This is a genomic window from Robinsoniella sp., from assembly GCF_034124845.1.
Window position 1 is genome coordinate 1 of sequence record NZ_JAWYAJ010000206.1, and the last position, 16,126, is coordinate 16,126.

The following is a 16,126-nucleotide window of genomic DNA, read 5'->3' on the forward strand; positions in this document are numbered from 1 at the left end:
TGGTAAACCAGGTTCATATAGATTTCCAGGGTCAGGTCTACCCTTTCTGAAATCTGTACCAGCTGGCTCGCCATTAATTCCCGAATCTTATTCTCCATCTGCTTTTGGTTCATGTTCATCATGAAATACCAGGAAATACTGATCGGCAGCAACACCGCAAGCACAAAGGTAATCATCAGTTTCTGCCAGATTTTTCGATTATAAAACCAGGACCTGATTCTCCATTTTTTCATTTCGTATCGTGCTCACTCACTTTCCAGCGGTAAATCCCAATTGCCCGCTTATCCTCTGCTACCGTCATCACCAGCCGCAGTCCTTTTGTCGTTACGGTTTCCAGAGAAAAACCATTGTACTGGTCCTTTTTCAGCAGCTTTCCTGCATCCGTCTTCATGACAGCCCTGCACCATTCTCCTTTTCCATCCAGATATTCTACCTGGAAATCAGAGGGCGCCCCGGTATCATCCGCATCATCATACCAGTATATTTCGCAGGCTCCTATGGTAACGGGTTCTATCCAATTATAAGCAATCCAGCAGGAAGAACCGGCTTGCTGCTGCCAGTTCCCCCAGCCCTTTCCCATTCCTTCATTAGAAGATGCCGGATGGAAGCCGGGATCCTTAACGCCGTTTAGGTTCTCCCAGGAAGCGGTATAATGAGCGCTCAGCTGTGCATTCTGTTCCAGGCTGCCGCTTTTTACTGTCAGAGGATTTTTTTCTGTAAAGGTGGCAGAAACCGTCAGATCCTCCGTCACTTTATCGATCTGATAACTTCCGACTTCGCCAGCTTTTACTTCTTTTGCATTTACCATGAGTTTTTCAAGTACATATCCTTCTTTGGGATTTGTGTATATGGTTACCTGCTCATTTTCAAACACCAGCTCTTTGTCCGCCCGGATGCTTCCTCCTCTGACAGAATCTTCTTCCATCCTGACTTTATACCATTTGACAGCAGGGTTCTCCGTGTAAAGGATTTGATAATAGATTTTCCGGTCTGAATAAGCTGATGCCGCATAGGGTATAAACTGAACATCGTTTATGGTAAGGGCGGGCATACAGCTGGCGGACCGCTCTGCCATATCGGTAACTTTTTTTGTGAGGATCAGCGTATCCTTAAAAATATCAGTTTCGCTCACCATAACAAATGGTCCGTACATCACCGCTGCCGCTCCCTCACTATTCCCTTGCTTCAGATAACAGGAAAAGGGTAAATACAGGCGTATTTCATCCCCTGCGGATATATCCGTAATTACCAGAAAACTCTGCTCTTTTACCGTCTTTCTTTGCTTACCATTTACCAGTATCTGCATGTTTTCACCGCACCAGGAAGGGACTCTGAATCTGATCTGAAGGGCTGTATCCTTTTTTCCATCCAGGCTCCAAACCTTCAGGACTGCTTCTTCGCTATAGATGTCTGCTTTCATGCTCATGTTCAATCCCTGCTGGGAGAGTTTTTTCTCTCCTGTTTGATACAGGTTCACCGTAACGGTATAGTCCTTTACTTCAAAGATCCGCATTAGATCCAGGTCTTTGTAATCCTCATCTTCAAGGAGCTGGTTGCACAGGAGATTTTCGTAGTATTCCATATAGTCCGGATTGTCGGGCTGAATCTGGTGGAGTTTCCAGGTCAATTCCAGCATACGGCGGCAAATCCGTTTATTCTTCTCTCTCTCCAGGACAGTGTTTTCTATTTTCTGCTCCTCATTTCGAAACTTTCCGTCAACACCTGTCATACCGGCAGCAGAAGAATATTTCATAACCGCCATATTCCAGAAATTTACCGCCCCTTTCGCCGCATCTGCCGCTGCAGGATCTGTACGTGATATTTCCAGCAGCGTTTCCGCCTGTGAAACCGCTGCCTGGACAGACAGCAGATTCATCCGGTCTCTGCCCTCTTTCATAGCCGTATACCATTCCATATGTACGAAATTCCAGGCACTTTTTAGAAAACCATCCTCTTTTTTGATCCGGGCAAGCCTCGCCAGCCCACCGCCCAATGCCCGTGTATCACCGCTTACATCCTGGCTCCACATTGCTTTTTTCTGTTCTTGTGTGTAAATGCTGCTGCGCTCTGTGATCCACTTTCCAAGAGATTCTGCCGTATCAAGTGCTTCCTGAATGTCAAATGCCTCATAGGTATCCAAAAGACCGTTTAGCAGGCTGCCGCAGACTGCATAGGGAGCTCCCGTATCCGGGTATGAACCGCCGTTCTCTAACAAGGTGAACTGCTCCGGACTGTCTGCCCCCAGATATCCCCTTCCCCATCCCATTCCTTCTGACAAAAGCTGCAGGCTTCGAAGTTCCCGGACCATATAGGACGCTTTTTCCAAAAGAGGTTCTTCCCTGCTTTCCTGATAGCGCTGTGACAGATTGGTCAGCCATTCTCCAGCCGCCATGCCTCTTAACAGACCAGCCGGATTTTCCCAGCCGGTGAGGGGTGCGGCTCCTTTGGTATCCACTTCATAGTTCTGGCGGTAACTGTATAACAGACGGTCTGTATCTTCACAATTCTCCGGTGGAACCGCCTGATCCTCCAATCCCCTTTCAAACAGTGCTTTCACCTGATTCTCTTCCATGGCATAGTTATAGATGGCAATTTCCGCAAGCAATCCATTCAAATGCTCATCCTTAAATTGTCCCTTCCCGAAATAATTATGCCTGGTACCTCCCAGATCCAACAGACCTGCCTGGCTTACGGCTTCTCCGATTACCGCTCCGTCTTCATAGAGGGTAATCCGGTTATCCTTTATTGTCACGGTAGTAAACACCCAGGTATTCCGTGGGAAATCGCTGCCTTTTTCTACACCACATTCCCTGGTCCATCCCTGGTTTGTAATGGCTGTGGCATAGCCCTTAAAACCACTGTTATTTCCATTCGATAGTAAATACAGATATGAACTTTGATTATTCCCAAAATCCCAGATCCTCTGATAGTATGCAGAAGACCGCAGATTTACCCAGGTGCTGACGGTTATCTCTGTTTCCCCTTCCAGAATATCCGAAGGCAGTTCCAGATAGGCACCCGTAGTTCCTCCCGGCAGATCCAGGGCATTGACCTGTATGGAATTGATCACTTCTGTGCTGATCCCAACGCCGTCATCCCCGTAATTTCTGATCAGTCCGTCATTTCCCCCACCGGATACGTCCTCCACTACTGCGGATTTTGAATCCTTAAAATTGTAATACAGAATCTGGCCTTTCCTCTCCCTTTCTTTCGCCTGTACCCCAGTGGAATCCCACAAAACAGCCAGGAAGAGTAAAATTACACAGCCCGCTAAAAATCTTCTCTTTTTAATATGAATTCCCCCCATGATTACCATTTTTCTTCTGATTGTACTACAAAATCAAATTTCATGCACGGATAATACAGGCCAGGATGAGATATTTTCTCTTCCTGACCTGTATTATGATTGAAAACTGTTCCGTTGCATCCGGTTATTTTACTGTTACCTGGATTTCTTTTTTCTTTCCATTAAAGGTATACACCCGGATCTTACAAGTGCCTTTTCTTTTGGCTTTGATTACGCCCGAAGAATTAACGGTTGCTATCTTTTTATTGGTACTCTTGTAAGTAAACCCATAGCTGGCTGTATTCTTTGGAAGTTTTGCTGTGACCGTAAACTTTTTCCCTTTCTTTAAAGTAACGCTGTTTTTATTCAGTTTTACGATCTTGGAAGGCGCCTTCTTAACGGTGATGTTCCATACTTTCATTTTACCGCTTTTGCTGACAGCCTGGACTACGGCTTTTCCCGTCTTTTTGCCCTGTACCTGTCCTTTTCCATTCACCGTTACGATGCCCTTGCCTTTTTTCAGGCTGAAGGTATATCCGGAAGCAGATAATTTCATCTTTTCTTCCCGATGGTAATTTTCTTTGTGGATACTACTTTTATCTTCACAAGTTTATCTCTGGATGAAGTAAGTGTGCTGTACGCATGATCTACTTCCTGCTGTGAAACATTTGCTTTTCCCAGAATTGTTCTGGCACTGTTTAATGCCTGTGTAAACGTATCCCAGCTGGCTTTAGTGTAAAGATCCTGTTTTTCTTTGCCGCAGGTCTGAGCCAATGAAGAAAGCCTGCTCTTATCTACCGGTTTCACAACCGGTTTGAGCACCAGTTTGTTTATTGCATTTTCCAGCTTCTTACAGCCTTCATCTACTTGTGCCTGGGTAATATCGGCCTTTGATAACAGCACTTTTACCTCACTGATCACTTTCTTTAATTCTGATACGGATGCATCTGTATATGCTTTAGTATCTATTTTTTCCGCCTTTGCAATGGCTGCTGACAGCGCGGAGGTATTCACGACAGGTTTTAATACCAGTCCTTTCACTGCATCTGCAAGCTTCTTACAGCCTTCTTCCACTTGAGCTTCGGTGATATCTTCTTTTGATAAAAGCCCTTTCACTTCTTCAATCACCCGTTTTAATTCTGCTGCGGATGCGTCTGTATACGCTTTGATATCCATTGCTTCCGCTTTTGCAATTGCTTCTGACAACTTAGCAGTATCTACTGCCGGTTTATCCTGATCTTCATAGGTCACCACCCAGCGATAGATACCGATGGCAGCTGCATTGTCGGCTACGGTCATCAAAAGACGTAATCTGGTGGTGGTAAAGGTTGTAAAGGTAAAGGCATTATACTGGTCAATATTCTTTCCATCTTCCGGATTGGAAGTCAGAACAGCCTCCTGAACACTGCCGTTTTCATCTTCGTACTGGAACTTGATTTCTCCTGGCATTCTGGTATCTCCGCCGTCATCATACCAGAAGATATCGCTTCCGTTTATGGTTACCGGAGCATCCCACTCGTACTCTACCCAGCACTGTGCTCCTTTGGACTGCGGCCAGTTTCCCCAGCCTTTTCCCATTCCCCCGTTGGATACGGAAGGATTAAATTTCTGGTCTTTGATGCCGTTTAGTTTTTCCCATCCTGCAGTAAAATGAGCACTGACGGTTGCCGTCTGTTCTACGGCGGTGTTATCCTGAGCCGGAGGATTGATCAGGGCAAAGGACCCTGTGATTTCCGTATTCTTCTGTACATTTTTTACAGTATAGGTATTGTCTGTTCCCATTGTTACCTGCTGACCGTCAACGGTCAGTTTCTTTACTTTATAACCTTCCTTTGGCTTTGCTGTAATAATCAGGTCACCGCCTTCTTTTACCAGCTCGGAACTCACTTCAAAGCTTCCCCTGTCCGGTGTGGAATTGTTGACCGTCACTTCATAATAAGCGCCGCTGCCTTCCCCAGACATGATTTTAAAATAAGTATGGTAAGCGTAATTGGATGCATCATACATGGGACGGAAAGTCAGTCCGTTGGTTTCAAGGGTAAGAACCTTTTCCCCTTCTACTTTTTTAATGGAACGCTCCAGTACATTAGACAATACAAGTGTCTTCCACTTTGTGGAATCTGATTTTGCAACCATAACAAATGGTCCGTACATGAGGCTTGCTACATCTGCACCGCTTAACTGATCCGGAGTTTTGTCCAGATGATAACCATATGGAGTGCGGATTTCGATTACATCTCCTGCCTGAATACCATTTAGCGTTACGTAGGAGCTTGGTTCAGCCTGTTCGATCTGCTTCTTTCCATTTACGGTAACTTCAAATCCCTGTTCTGCCCAGTATGGTACTCTCAGTTTCATATCAAATGCAGATGCTGTCTGACCCTCTTCCTCAGAAACAGTCAGGGTGGTAACCTCTGAAGGGAACTGGGTATCCTGGGTTACTTTAACCCCTTTTTCTTCCCAGGTTACACTGGATGGAAGATACAGATTTACATACATCGTGGTATCATCCTGGTAGTAGGCAGCTTCCTGATATTTAACATGGTTTTCCATGCCGGTACCATGACAGCAGGTAAAGGAATCATAATCCCCGCCGTAATCCTTGCGCACACCCGGTCCGATTGGAAGCATATAGGTAGTTCCATTATGCATGTTATCCGTTACATTTGGGTTCTGGGATGCGATAATCTGGTTATACAGCGTTCTTTCATAATAATCCATGTATTTGGCATTATCTGCATCATACTGGTAAAGCATTTTTGTCAGTTTCAGCATATTATAAGCGGCACAGGTCTCACAGTTCCGGTCTCCGTTAATATACTCTGCCTGTTTATAAGGTTCTTTGAAGTTTTCTCCGGTGCCGACACCGCCTATGGAATAGGCATATCTGGAAGTAACCATATCCCAGAAGTTGCTTGCCACATTGAAATAATACGGTTCTTCTTTTCCCGCCTGAACGGTTGCCTGATAAACTTCCATCGCACCAATAATCTGTGGTATATGCTGGTTGGCATGGCGTCCCTGGATATCGTCTACATTTTTGCTTAAATTGTCAAAGAACTTGGTGTTGTCAAACAGTTTAGCGCCCTTTAAATAGTCTTCGTCGCCGGTCAGTTCATATAATTTTGCCATAGACTCATTAAATCCGCCAAGCTCACCTGCGATGTACATATCCCACATCTTGGTAAGCTGTTCCTGGGAGCAGGCACTGAGGCGCTGATACACCCATTTTCCAAGTGCTTTCGCCGCATCTAAAGCTTCCTCATTTCCTGCATATGTGTAAGCATCCAGAAATCCTGCGATAATCTTATGCAGTGTATAGTAAGGTGCCCATATCGTTGCATATGGCGTATACTGCTCCAGCAGGGCAAACTGATCAGGTGAATAAGCACTGATAAATCCCTCACCCCATTCCTCTGGATTTGTATTCCATACTTTCTGATCCGTTCCCTTTGTCACAAATGCAGCCGGATCTCCTTTGGACAGTGTTTGCAGGCTGCGCAGCTCATGAATCATTTCATCCAGCTTATCTTTTATCTGCGTATCCTTTGTGGATGCATATGCCAGTGATAAAGCAGACAGATAATGACCGGTAGAATGTCCTCTCAGCAGTCCGGTAGGCTCATCCCATCCACCCAGGGGCGTAGCTCCTTTGGTATCCGCGCCAAAAGTTTTGCGGAAGTTGTAAAGCATTCTGTCATTATCCAGAAGCTTCAGGTACTCCAAAGTTCTGCTCCTATTCTGGGTCAGAATAGAATTTCCATCCAGGGTGATGTCATTCAGATCAAATGCTTCTGCCTGAAGTGCAATGTCTGAATCATCCTGTTCTACTACGGTAACTTCTGCTTTGATTACCTGTTTTGTTCCAAGTATTTTGCCCTTTACCTCAAATCTACCAGGCTTTGCATAATCCTCTTTATTCGGTGTATTCCATACGGTTTTGGCTTTTGCAGTCTTGCCGTTACTGTAAGTTACCTTTATAGTGCCGGGAAGTGAGGGTACATTCCCTGCAGCGGTTGTGACAAGGACCGGTTCATAATCCGTAATCGTAACATCTTCATCTTCTGCCAGAACCGTTGCCGTAAACACTCTGCTGCCGGCAGCTGTCTGAAAGCTGGCTGAAGCCGTCAAAACTACTTCTGTATCCGGTTCTCCTGCCGCCGGACGGGTTACTTTTCCGTCATTGGTAATCACTTCCGGTCTGGAGCTTTCCCAGGTAATGACGGAACCGTTTTTCCCTTCTTTCGGCAGCGGCAGATTGGATACTACACTGTCTAAATCCACCAGTTTAATGTCAGCCAGATCCTGTTCTACAATGGCTTCATCACCAAGCAGGGCAGGTACCACTGCCTGAAATTCTTTTGTGGTACTGGCCTCCTGATACTTTATGGCTGCGGAGAGGGTTATCTGTGCATCCGGTTCTCCTGCTGCCGGGCGTACTACTTTTCCGTCATTTGCAATCACCGCCGGATCGGAACTTGTCCATTCTATTACGGATCCATTTTCTCCTGCTGCCGGCAGGGAAAGATCTGCGGTAACTGCGCTTAAATCTCCCAGCGTAAGTGCAGCGGCATCCCCTTTTACGATACCGTCATCGCATAGTTATAGATCTCAAATTCTGCAAACTGTGCATTGGTGGGATCATCTCCGAACTGTCCGTATCCGATATAATTCTGAGTACTATGCCCTAAGTCTTTTAATGAAATACCGGTATCCTTCGTATCCACCAGCGTTCCATTTTCATATAGAGACATCTGGGTTCCATCTATGACTACCGTAGTCAGAACCCATCTGTTTTTATCAATATTGGTGCCCTTGGATACTCCCTGTTCTGTGCTCCAGCCGCCTGTAGTTATAGCTGCACTGTATCCTTTAAATCCGTCGTTTGCTCCATCGGACAACAGATACATATAAGAGCTTGTGCCGGACCCCAGATCCCAGATTCTCTGATAACCGGTATCTGTAAAGAGTTTTACCCAGGTACTGATGGTGACGCTCTCTTCCCCGTCCAGCAATCCTACCGGAAGTTCCAGGTATCCCCCGTCAGACCCGCCGGGAAGTGAAAGTGCCTTTACCTCTTTTCCATAGATATTAATGTCAATAATACGAAATCCCCCGGCATCGTAATTCCTTACTACACCCGCCTTTCCGTTTCCGGAAGCATCGTTGATGATTGTGGAATCATAGCTCTGAAAATCATAGTATACGATTTTGCCCTTTTCTTTTTCTGCATTTCTCTCGGCTGATTCTTCCGCATTGCCGCCTGCTTCCTGTACTTCGGTATCCTGCCGTTTTACACCGGCGCTTTCATCAAGATCTCTGTAATCGCAGGCATCTACATCGCTGCCCGGGTTCCCGTAACTGCCTGCCTCAACATCGCCGCCCGGGTTCCCGTTATGGTTTTCCTCCTGTGCACTTCCGGTTTCACTTTCTGTACCGCTTTGTAATATGTTGCTATTGATATCTGTAACATTGCTAACTGCATCCTCTGCAGCCCGTACATCCAGCCCCGGTGATACTGTTCCCGCCATCATGGCAGCGGACAGCAAAACAGACAACACTTTTTTCCACTTCATAGCCTTATCCCCTTCTTTCGATTTTATAATCTTAATTATAAGATCAAAGAATATTCAGGGCAATTCCAATATTCTAAGACGGGTGGAAAAAACTTATCTAAAATTACCGGAACCTATATTTCCCCCTGGGGAGCAAATAATCCTACTGTATAATCTTCTTCCCCATGGTTCCAGACGGTGAGTTCCATACTGTCCCCAACTTTGTTTCCACTGACACAAATGCTGCTGTTTAAGGATTTTGGTACCTGGTTCAGATGAGGGATAGCAACTGTAAAACGCTCCTTTGGACAATGATCCAGCAATATATACAGATCCCTATCTTTTTTCGTATAATGAATCTCCGTACCATTTTCAACAACCTGGGAGTGCCTCCTGCTGCAGACAGTTCCATAGATCGCTTCGCCATTTATTTTCAGCCACTGCCCCAGCTTACGCAGCCTCTTTTCCTGTTCTGCAGGAATGGTACCGTCAGCCTTTGGACCAATATTAATCAACAGATTCCCGTTATTGGCTACGGTACTTACCAGCAGACTGATTAAATCCGCCGTACTGATCAGCTGGTCATCTCCTTCATTTGCATTATATCCAAATGACAGTCCCATACCTCTGCACATTTCCCACTTCTCTTCTCTTACCGCTTCTCCGTATTTGTATTCTTTTGTTCCATAATCTTTATAGAGTCCGTTAAACCGGTCATTCACCACACCGTCTTCCACCGTATTGTAATAATGGGATAATAAATGGGGCAGCATCTCTTCCCCCTGTTTCGGCCACCCGATATCATTCCAGAATACAGAAGGATGATATCGGTCTATTAATTCCATTGCCTGTTTGTAAGCATAGTCTGCATATTCATGTGTAGGACAGGCTTTATGAAAATTATCTTCTTCCCGGTAAATAGGGTCATGGGCAAATCTCCAGTCGATTATCCCGGAATAATAAAGTCCCATTTTCAGGCCTTCTTCTCTGACCGCCCTGGTCAATTCTCCCACGATGTCTCTTTCCGGGCCTTTATGAATGGAGGAGTAATCGGTATATGCACTTGGGAAAAGACAGAATCCATCATGGTGTTTGGTGACCAGGACAACATATTTTGCACCCGCTTCCCGAAACAGCTCTGCCCAATTGGACGGTTTCCAGTTTTCAGCCTTCCACATGGGAAGGAAATCTTCATAGGCAAAATCCTTTCCATAGGTCTTCAAATGATGCTCATAGGTTGGTCCCTGTCCTACATTCACGGAATTGTAGTACCACTCCGCATAGGGATTATTGCAGAACCACTGCTCATCTCCCGGTACTTCTCCCAGTTCCCATGTCCTTGGGGCGTAAGCAGGCACGGAATAAATTCCCCAGTGTATAAAAATCCCCAGCTTGCAATCCTGGTACCACTCCGGCAGCTCATGGGTTCTTATGGAGTCCCACGTTCCATCATATATTTTCTTCATCATTCATGATCCTCTTACTTTCTGTTTTTGGGAATCAGCCCTTAACTGCTCCTGCCGTCATTCCTGCAATAATATATTTCTGAGCAAATATGTACACAATTACAACCGGTATGGATACCAATACCATATCCGCACACACCAGGTTCCAGCTGCGGCTGTACTGGCCGTAAAAATTATAAACAGACAGCGGAAGCGTCCACTTACTGGACGAATTCAGCAGATACATAGGGTACTGGAAATCATTCCATACCCACATAAAATTCAGGATTCCGGTGGTTGCAGTGACCGGTTTTAACAGTGGAAAGACAATCTGCCAGAAAAGCTTTCCGCCCTTTGATCCGTCGATTACAGCCGCTTCATCTAATTCCCTGGGAATTCCTTTAATAAAGCTGGAATACAGCATGGTCGAAAACGGTAGATACAGCGCTCCGTAGACAAAGACCATGGATATTCTGGAACCATACAATCCCATATATTTCAGCATCTGAATCGTGGGCAGTGCCGCAAACGGTGCTATAATACCAAAAGTCATACATCTTGATATAATCCGGCAGGCTTTTGTATTTCTCCTCACCAGCACATAACTGAATACCGATGCCAGTACCAGAACCAGCAGAACGGATAATACGGTAATGAACATACTGTTAAAAAATGCCCGGGGTATTTTTCCCTGTTCCCAAACATCCGCATAGTTATCAAATGCCCAGACAGAAGGGAATTTGATATTCAGATAACTGGCTTCCCCTTTTGGCTTAAAAGAAGTAATCAATACCATCAAAAGTGGATAAATCACAACGATGCTAAGAAGCCACATCACAATTTCAATCAGTATATCAATTCGTTTTGTCTTCTTACTCATTCTACATTCTCCCACCTTTCGCTGAATTTCTGATATGCAACCGCTACTATAACAAGGATCACCGTAAAGATCAGATTGATTGCAACCGAATGGGAATAACGTCCCCTTGCCATTTCATTCATCATCAGAGTCCCAAAAGTCTCCGTATCGTACCCCGGTCCCCCTGAGGTCATAACGTAAACCAGATCAAACATTTTCAGACCGTAGATAAGACTGAATAATATGTTGACATTTACAGACGGCATGATCAAAGGAAGGGTAATCTTGCGGAACATCTGCCAGCCCGAAGCACCATCCACTTTTGCCGCCTCTATGTAATCAGAAGATACAGACTGCAGCCCTGCCAGCGTGATTACGATTGCATATCCCAGATTCCTCCAGATCTCCGCTACGGAAATCGTAAATATAGCCGGTCCCCGGCTTCCCAGCCACTGAATGGCAAACTGTTCCAGACCGATGCTGCGAAGCAGGTTATTAATCGTTCCATAACGTGCTTCAAACAAAGCATTAAATATTAACCCTACAACCAGCGCAGACAGTATTGCCGGCACAAAATACACGGTACGGATTAGATTTCTGGTTTTTAGTTTCCGGTTTAATATCAGTGCAAATACAAACCCCAAAACCGTTACGATCACGGTTTTTGCCCCCGCAAATATCAGCGTATTGACAAATGCCGTAGGTACTGTTTTCTCTGTGATAACCTCAATAAAATTCTTGATTCCCACAAACTTTACGTCACTGACATAGGAACTCCAATCGGTAAATGCATATAGATAGCCGATGGTAGAGGGAAGTATAAAAAACAAACCGAACACAGCCAAAGGTACAATCAGCATATAAGTAGGATAGATTTTCTTTGTATTCATAAATGCTCCTTTCAGTACTTCATTCGCAGATGGCACATCTTATAAACGTGCAGATGGCGCAGACAGCGGGTGCTATATAGTGGCGTATTTGCGCCGGGCGGCTCTAGAACAAGGGCCCGGATACCCCGGGCTCTTCCCTTGCTCTGCCTTAGCCAGCGCGTTATTTAAATCCTTCTACCTGCTGTGCGGTTGCCACTTTAATCCGGGCATCATCCATCATTTTCAGACATCCAGCCGCATCTACATTTCCAACCAGCAGTTCCTGAATACATTTTCCGCCGTCATTCTGTGAAAAACCGATAATTTCCGGATTTGCAATAGACGGTCTGCCAACTTTAGCAACCCAGTCAACTGCCGCATCATACTGGGGTGTGGTTTTAATGGTTGTCTGTCCTTTAAAACAAGGTGCTGTTGCAATGCCGTCAAATGCAACATTGTAATTTTCCGGATCAGCCATGAAGTTAATAAATTCGATCGCTGCATCTACATTCTTGCCGTTTTTATTTGCCAGCATCAGGCTGCAGTTAGGACCTTCGAAAGTTCCATCTTTCGTTGATCCTACATATGCAGGCATGATACCAAAATCATCTGCTTTATAAGTATAGGATTCACTGTCATAGTCTGTATAAAGCCAGGTATCCCAGCCTAACATCATTGCAGCTTCTCCATTTCCCAATACCTCAGATGCATAATCCCAGGTATCCGTATTATAAGATTTCCCAAAATATCCTTTATCTGCCGATGTTTTATACCAGTTCACCATATCGGTCATTTCCGGTATATCTGCGTATTTAATCTGATTTGAATTGATCTTCTTTAAAGTATCTTCATTCTGGAAGATCGGATCCATACCGAACTGGTAAAGCATTGGCCAGACATCTTTTACCGCCATGTACATAGGTGTAATACCTGCATCCATGAGTTTCTGGCAGGCCTGGTCAAATTCTTCCTGGGTCTTCGGCACTTCAATTCCCTGCTCTTCAAATATTTTCTTATTATAGAATGTTCCGGACAGAGAGGCTTCCCAGAATGGAAGTCCGTAGACAACGCCGTCACGTTTTGTCTGAGGCAGTACATTATCCTGAATATCCGAAACCCATGCTGCATCCGTAAAGTCCACAAAGTTTTCTTTCGGGTTATAGGCATCCAGTCCATAACCGCCAAAATGCATAAATAAATCCGGTATATCACCTGTCTGGAATTTTGTCAGCGCCACATTTTCAAAATTATCCGTGTCAATGCCCTGAACATCAATTTTATTTCCCGTCTTTTCTTCATATAGTTTAAAGATATTCTGCATGAACGGCCTCTGGGTATCTCCTGCATTTCCATAGAGGGTCAAGGTAATGCCGCCTTCTTTTTTGGCATCCTTGCTCTCTTCCCCTTTGGTCTCCGCTGCTTTTGTACCTTCATCGGTACCTGCCGCTTTTGTTTCCTGCTTTGTCTCTGCCTTTGTTCCTTCTTTTGTCTCTCCTGTGTTGCCGCCGCATCCTGCCAATAGCGCTGCTGTTATGGAAATTGCGACTGCTGAACATAAAACCTTTGCTTTTTTGTTTCTCATTCTTATTTCCTCCCATTCTTTCGTTTCTTTGTAAATTTATTGTAACAAAAGTTCCCGGAAACTAGAATAGATAAAGGGAAGACTTTATATGGATAATATTCCTATTTTTAATAATTTGATGGCATATCTTTGTAATATTAACTGCTTTTCTATTATTTTTCAGGGATTCTTATTTGATTTTTGTGAGATTAAGATATGATTTTGGAAATATTCGGGTTTTATTGAGAACAATTTAAATAAAGTCTTCAAAAACTGCGGTCATAGTGGTATGATTATCTTAAAAATGCTAAAGATTTGCTGCTTTATGATGCAAAAAGGATATATGAAAAAGAGGTGTTCCCTATGATGCAAAAATTGCCCTACCATTATAAGCTATACTTATCCTTCAGTCTGATTATTACTATCATTTTATTTGCAAGCGGTACCTTCTTTTTCCAGTATAACAACCGTCTGCTGCAGAACAATCTGCAATCCAACAGTCTGGACTCCCTGAACCTGATTCAGTCCAGAATTGAAGATATGCTGGTGAATGTGGACAAGGATCTGGTAACGCTCCATGCCTCTAAGGCATTCACAGACATTGTATTTCACATACCGGAGACACCCTATAACTATTTCCTCCAGCATCCCACCATCACTTCTGATGTGGACGGGATCCTGCTGTCTGTGCTGGCTACCACAAAGGCAAATCGCAGCATTCATTATATCAGCCGCTATTATGATTACCTGGGGACGCAGATTAACCAGCAGTCTCTGAATTCCAAACCATTGACCAAAGATCAGATTCGGGACATTCCTACCGTCCGGGAAGCTCTGACTACGAAAGAATATAAACTCTATTTTCCTCCCCATCCGGATTACTGGTCCTCAGATGCTGCTCTTACACTGACAGTGGCAAGACCTATCCGGGATACTTACCATACTTACGGCGTTCTGGAATATAATATCGAAGCCACAGAATTAGAGGAACTGTTAAAGCTGCAAGGCAGCGACGATACTTATCAGCTGTTACTGCTGGATGATTCCGGAAAATTACTCTATCACAATATTCCGGACACCACAGAAAGCCAAATCAGAGAACTGTACAAGGGGGAATCCTTTGAGCAGCCAATTGGCTATTACTATGCAGATAAGAATTCGCTGATGGCATACAGCCATTCGGAGCTAACCGGATGGACAATCCTGATTAAAAGAGATATCCACACATACACTATGCAGGTGAATTCCATGGCTAAAACCATTATTCTGTCTTACATAGGTGCCTTCATCATATTACTGCTTTTCCTTTTTATAATTACCAGGAATCTCACCCAGCCCCTGCGCACCCTGCGCAATAATTTGTACCATCTGGAATTAAACCAGGATATTCACCTGGACATCCAGTCCAGCAATAACGAAATCGTGGTACTAACAAACGGCATTGAAGAAATCCTGAATAAAATGCGGCTTCAGAATATTCACATTATGGAAATACGTGAACGTGCCGTAAAAGCCCACTTTGATGCAATGGAAGCCCAGCTGAATCCGCATTTTCTATATAATACCCTGTCTGTCATCGGTGCTTACGGTCTGGAACAGGGCAATACCACCGTTCCTAAAATGTGTACGGAGCTGGCTAACCTGCTGCGTTATTCTATCAACTTCAATCATCGGACCGTTCGCCTGAAAGATGAGTTCGATAATATAAAAAGTTATCTCTATATTATGAAAATGCGCCATGAACATATGCTGGATTACAGCTGGGATCTGGATCCTGCCATGGATGATATCAGTGTTCCAAAACTAATTCTGCAGCCCATTATAGAAAATTGCTTTCAGCACGGCTTTCAAAATGTTCCTCCGGTTTGGAAAATCCATATCCGCTCCTATCGCAGTGATAACCGGTGGATGGTAACTGTTTCCAACAATGGGCAGACTTTTAATCAGGATAAAATCAACCAGCTGTACAGTCGGTTCGATCAGTTCAAGAAAGCATTTCTGGATGGCAGAGAAGTGGAAAATAATCTGGAACAGCAGGGATTTGGTTTAGAAAATACCATTTTACGTCTTTCTATTTATTACCGCGGGCTGGAATACTTTCATATCCGTACAGAGGAAGATTTGACTACTATTGAAATTGGAGGATTTATTGATGATGAATCAAATTAAGATACTAATTGCCGAGGACGAACCCGCTATATTAAGAGGCATCTGCGCCGCCATTTCTATGATATCGGATGACTTTATCATATCCGGCACAGCCTATGACGGAGAAAATGCCCTTAAACTGATTCAGGAACACCATCCCCACATCGTAATCACCGATATTAAAATGCCTCTGATGGATGGACTGACCCTGATTGAGGAAGCAAAAAAAAGAAATTCCACTGCAAACTTCGTAATTCTAACCGGGTTTGCAGAATTTGAATATGCCAAAAAAGCAATCACACTTGGTGTATCCGACTATCTGCTAAAGCCCGTGGACCCGGAAGAATTAGAAAAACTACTAAACGGAATGAAACAGGAAATCCACAGTAAAAGTACGCAGATA

At 44.3% G+C, this 16,126-nt stretch carries 11 protein-coding genes; 2 read left to right on the top strand and 9 right to left on the bottom strand.

Annotation, left to right across the window (positions count from 1 at the left end; all coding sequences use genetic code 11):
* The 9 genes from ACH2DQ_RS09555 to ACH2DQ_RS09595 form a co-directional block, all read right to left on the bottom strand.
* Positions 1-233, bottom strand: a 233-nt coding sequence (locus ACH2DQ_RS09555; RefSeq protein ID WP_395026541.1) for a hypothetical protein, incomplete at its 3' end; no start/stop codon positions are given.
* A complete protein-coding gene (locus ACH2DQ_RS09560; protein ID WP_394912755.1) occupies positions 230-3,307 on the bottom strand; it encodes a beta-L-arabinofuranosidase domain-containing protein in 3,078 nt (1,025 codons plus the stop codon). The genes ACH2DQ_RS09555 and ACH2DQ_RS09560, both read right to left, overlap by 4 nt.
* Before the next feature lie 124 nt (positions 3,308-3,431).
* Positions 3,432-3,842 carry an Ig-like domain-containing protein gene (locus tag ACH2DQ_RS09565; protein WP_395026543.1) on the bottom strand — a complete coding sequence of 137 codons (411 nt, stop codon included), beginning with the start codon at positions 3,840-3,842 and terminating at the stop codon, positions 3,432-3,434.
* Positions 3,839-7,873, bottom strand: coding sequence for a beta-L-arabinofuranosidase domain-containing protein (locus ACH2DQ_RS09570; RefSeq protein ID WP_395026568.1), 4,035 nt, complete (start codon positions 7,871-7,873; stop codon positions 3,839-3,841). Before ACH2DQ_RS09570 ends, ACH2DQ_RS09565 begins: the two co-directional genes overlap by 4 nt.
* Positions 7,867-8,862, bottom strand: coding sequence for a LamG domain-containing protein (locus tag ACH2DQ_RS09575; protein WP_394912756.1), 996 nt, complete (start codon positions 8,860-8,862; stop codon positions 7,867-7,869). Before ACH2DQ_RS09575 ends, ACH2DQ_RS09570 begins: the two co-directional genes overlap by 7 nt.
* Positions 8,863-8,975: 113 nt before the next feature.
* Positions 8,976-10,310 (bottom strand): alpha-L-fucosidase, encoded by a 1,335-nt coding sequence (locus ACH2DQ_RS09580; protein WP_394912757.1) that lies wholly within the window; start codon positions 10,308-10,310, stop codon positions 8,976-8,978.
* Positions 10,311-10,341: 31 nt separating this feature from the next.
* On the bottom strand, positions 10,342-11,166 hold the full coding sequence (locus ACH2DQ_RS09585) for a carbohydrate ABC transporter permease (protein ID WP_394912758.1): 825 nt from the start codon (positions 11,164-11,166) through the stop codon (positions 10,342-10,344).
* Positions 11,163-12,035 carry a carbohydrate ABC transporter permease gene (locus tag ACH2DQ_RS09590; RefSeq protein ID WP_394912759.1) on the bottom strand — a complete coding sequence of 291 codons (873 nt, stop codon included), beginning with the start codon at positions 12,033-12,035 and terminating at the stop codon, positions 11,163-11,165. The genes ACH2DQ_RS09585 and ACH2DQ_RS09590 overlap by 4 nt, the downstream gene beginning before the upstream one ends.
* Before the next feature lie 160 nt (positions 12,036-12,195).
* Positions 12,196-13,596, bottom strand: coding sequence for an ABC transporter substrate-binding protein (locus ACH2DQ_RS09595; RefSeq protein WP_394912760.1), 1,401 nt, complete (start codon positions 13,594-13,596; stop codon positions 12,196-12,198).
* A 342-nt stretch (positions 13,597-13,938) separates the two neighbouring features.
* Between ACH2DQ_RS09595 and ACH2DQ_RS09600 the strand changes: the two genes are divergently transcribed.
* On the top strand, positions 13,939-15,744 hold the full coding sequence (locus tag ACH2DQ_RS09600; RefSeq protein WP_394912761.1) for a sensor histidine kinase: 1,806 nt from the start codon (positions 13,939-13,941) through the stop codon (positions 15,742-15,744).
* Positions 15,728-16,126: response regulator (locus ACH2DQ_RS09605; protein ID WP_395026547.1), on the top strand; the 399-nt coding region annotated here is incomplete at its 3' end. The genes ACH2DQ_RS09600 and ACH2DQ_RS09605, both read left to right, overlap by 17 nt.

Excerpts from the sequence above, each read along its gene's own strand:
- ACH2DQ_RS09560 (WP_394912755.1), bottom strand. The coding sequence starts at position 3,307 with ATGGGGGGAATTCATATTAAAAAGAGAAGATTTTTAGCGGGCTGTGTA.
- ACH2DQ_RS09565 (WP_395026543.1), bottom strand. The coding sequence starts at position 3,842 with ATGAAATTATCTGCTTCCGGATATACCTTCAGCCTGAAAAAAGGCAAG.
- ACH2DQ_RS09575 (WP_394912756.1), bottom strand. The coding sequence starts at position 8,862 with ATGAAGTGGAAAAAAGTGTTGTCTGTTTTGCTGTCCGCTGCCATGATG.
- ACH2DQ_RS09580 (WP_394912757.1), bottom strand. The coding sequence starts at position 10,310 with ATGATGAAGAAAATATATGATGGAACGTGGGACTCCATAAGAACCCAT.
- ACH2DQ_RS09585 (WP_394912758.1), bottom strand. The coding sequence starts at position 11,166 with ATGAGTAAGAAGACAAAACGAATTGATATACTGATTGAAATTGTGATG.
- ACH2DQ_RS09590 (WP_394912759.1), bottom strand. The coding sequence starts at position 12,035 with ATGAATACAAAGAAAATCTATCCTACTTATATGCTGATTGTACCTTTG.
- ACH2DQ_RS09595 (WP_394912760.1), bottom strand. The coding sequence starts at position 13,596 with ATGAGAAACAAAAAAGCAAAGGTTTTATGTTCAGCAGTCGCAATTTCC.
- ACH2DQ_RS09600 (WP_394912761.1), top strand. The coding sequence starts at position 13,939 with ATGATGCAAAAATTGCCCTACCATTATAAGCTATACTTATCCTTCAGT.